Source organism: Microcystis sp., assembly GCF_048564745.1.
Taxonomy (GTDB): domain Bacteria; phylum Cyanobacteriota; class Cyanobacteriia; order Cyanobacteriales; family Microcystaceae; genus Microcystis; species Microcystis ichthyoblabe_A.
The window spans coordinates 1-2,494 of the sequence record NZ_JBLZRT010000043.1 but is presented as its reverse complement, the minus strand read 5'-3'; the positions used below and the strand labels follow the sequence as shown (position 1 = coordinate 2,494).

At 41.7% G+C, this 2,494-nt stretch carries 1 protein-coding gene and 3 pseudogenes; 1 reads left to right on the top strand and 3 read right to left on the bottom strand.

The window, feature by feature from the left end; genetic code table 11:
• From ACOCD9_RS07000 to ACOCD9_RS06990, 3 genes and pseudogenes are all read right to left on the bottom strand, one after another.
• A pseudogene (locus ACOCD9_RS07000) lies at nt 1-392 on the bottom strand (photosystem II q(b) protein); the annotation flags it as partial.
• A 182-nt stretch (nt 393-574) separates the two neighbouring features.
• Nucleotides 575-745, bottom strand: coding sequence for a hypothetical protein (locus ACOCD9_RS06995; protein WP_287967569.1), 171 nt, complete (start codon nt 743-745; stop codon nt 575-577).
• A gap of 197 nt (nt 746-942) precedes the next feature.
• Nucleotides 943-1,149 (bottom strand): annotated as a pseudogene (locus tag ACOCD9_RS06990) (IS200/IS605 family transposase); the annotation flags it as partial.
• Nucleotides 1,150-1,327: 178 nt separating this feature from the next.
• On the opposite strand from ACOCD9_RS06990, the pseudogene ACOCD9_RS06985 reads away from it, so the two are divergent.
• Nucleotides 1,328-2,494, top strand: a pseudogene (locus ACOCD9_RS06985) (RNA-guided endonuclease InsQ/TnpB family protein); the annotation flags it as partial.

The following is a 2,494-nucleotide window of genomic DNA, read 5'->3' as shown; positions in this document are numbered from 1 at the left end:
CACTGACGACCGAGGTAGCAGAAGACACCTAGTAAGAAGTGGAAAATGACTAACTGGTAGGGACCACCGTTGTATAACCACTCATCTAAGGAAGCTGCTTCCCAGATGGGGTAGAAGTGGAGTCCAATCGCGTTGGAAGAGGGAACAACTGCACCAGAGATGATGTTGTTTCCGTAGAGTAGAGAACCAGCTACAGGCTCGCGGATACCGTCGATATCTACAGGAGGAGCGGCGATAAAGGCGATGATAAAGCAGGTGGTGGCGGTGAGCAGGGTGGGGATCATGATCACACCGAACCAGCCGACATAAAGACGGTTGTTGGTGCTGGTGATCCACTGGCAGAACTGCTCCCACAGGGAAGCGCTCTCGCGCTGTTGTAGAGTGGTGGTCATTGGTTTATGATTCCTATTAAGTTATCGAGGTACGATTGATTTATGATGTCTCTATCTTAAAGAGTTTGTAACGGTTTGTAAAGGGGTTTAACATTCAGCATTACTTGTCGGAGTGATAAGGTGGGCTTATGCTTGTTAGTTGGTCGTTTGTCGTGGCTCTTTGCAGAATTTGATCGCTCTATTTAGTGTTTTTTCCGTTCGATCTTGCCTGCGATCGCTTCTAAGCTGGCTTTGATTCCGGTCATCCACTGGTGGAACTCGGCCGATTGCTGGTCGATGGTTTCCTTGCGTTGTCTTATCTCTTCGGTTGTTTTTTCGGGCGCTTCTAACGAAATATTCAGTTCTAATACCATTTCTCTAAATGAAAACTACACATCGAATTTAAGTCACCCTTTTTAAGGGGGATTTAGGGGGATTAAACTTCTGTAGTCAGACTTTGGAGAATTGGTATAAAATCATCATTCCCTCAAGTATCTATCTCAATGGAGCGAGAGGACTCCCGTTAAACCTCGTAGCGGTTAACGGGAGATGAATCGCCACCAGAATAAAACTAACGCGGTAGCGTTTCCACTTTCGGGGAGTTTTGGTTCTCGACGTATTTTTTTAGTTGTTCGACAGTAACGTCGCCACAACTAGCCACGAAATAGGCTCCCATCCAAAAATAAGGTTTACTGTAGAAATACTTGGCCGCTAAGTAGGGAAATTCTTTTCTAATTAAGCGACTACTAACTGTTTTAAGGTTAGCGATTAATTTGGTCTATAATTGTAATTAGTTGATATACTAGGCAGTAAGTAGCTGGTTATAATTAAATTAAAAATGGATTTTGCCTTTAATCCCCCCTTGATCCCCCCTTGATAAGGGGGGTGTCTGACAACTTTTAACGCCTACCTACTTAAGTGTTATAATTTAACTATACATCACGAAACTAACGACAGTGATAACGCTTACCTACCAGTACAAACTAAAGGTAAACAGACAACAGGAACGGGAGATAATCCACATTCTTGATGTTTGCAAAAGCGTTTATAATTACGCTCTTTCAGAACGGAAAGATTGGTTAAACTCTCGAAAGTGTCTTGCGGATCACTGTTCGCTAGTTTCCGAGTACATGATTCCTGCGTATGAACCCTAGCCAAATTACTTAGTTCAAGCTAAAAATCTAACGGAAGCTAAAAAATTCTATCCGATATTAAAGACGGTTAACGCTCAAGTCTTACAGCAAGTCTTAAAAACTTTAGATAAAGCTTTTTCTGACATGAAATCGAAAGGCTTCGGCTTTCCTAGATTCAAGAAAAAGATGCGGAGTTTTATTTTTCCTGCGCTCTCAAAAAGCTTTCTAGGTGACGAATACTTAAATTTTCCACAATTGGGAAAAATTCGGATTAGGAAATCTAGGGAGTACCCGTCTGGGTTTAAGCCTAAACAAGCTCGAATTATCCAAAAAGCGTCGGGATTTTACGTTTCGGTTTCTTTCCAATCTACGGAATTAGTTCCCGATATAACGACTGGGAAAACTTGTTTAGGAATTGACGCGGGGATTGAAAGTTTTGTTGCTACTTCACGGGGAAATTTAATCAAAGCCCCTCGATTTTTGTTGAAAGTACAGAGTAAGCTTAAATTGCTATAAAGACGCTTGAAACGGAAAACTAAAGGCTCTAGCAATTGGTTAAAACTTCAGGAGAAGATAGCAAGATTACCTGAAAAAGTGTCTAATACTCGTAGGGATTGGCACTTTAAATTAGCTCATTATCTTTGTGATCTTGCTGATAATATTTTCGTTGAAGATATTAACTTCGTTTCCTGGTCTAGAGGGATCGTTAGAAAACAATCTCTAGATTCGGGCATCGGTAGTTTTATTAATGAGATACTACCGTTTGTTGTTTGGAAACGGGGAAAATATTATCTTAAGGTCGATAAAAACGGAACTTCACAGGAGTGTCCTAATTGTGGTGCGTTCACCGGCAAAAAGTCGTTATCGGAAAGAGTTCACCGGTGTGATTCTTGCGGTCACATTGAACCGAGAGATACGGCATCAGCAAAGGTAATCGAGAACCGAGGAAAAAACGCTGTCGGACTGACCGTGTTAGAAAACGCTTGCGGA

Excerpts from the sequence above, each read along its gene's own strand:
- ACOCD9_RS06995 (WP_287967569.1), bottom strand. The coding sequence starts at position 745 with ATGGTATTAGAACTGAATATTTCGTTAGAAGCGCCCGAAAAAACAACC.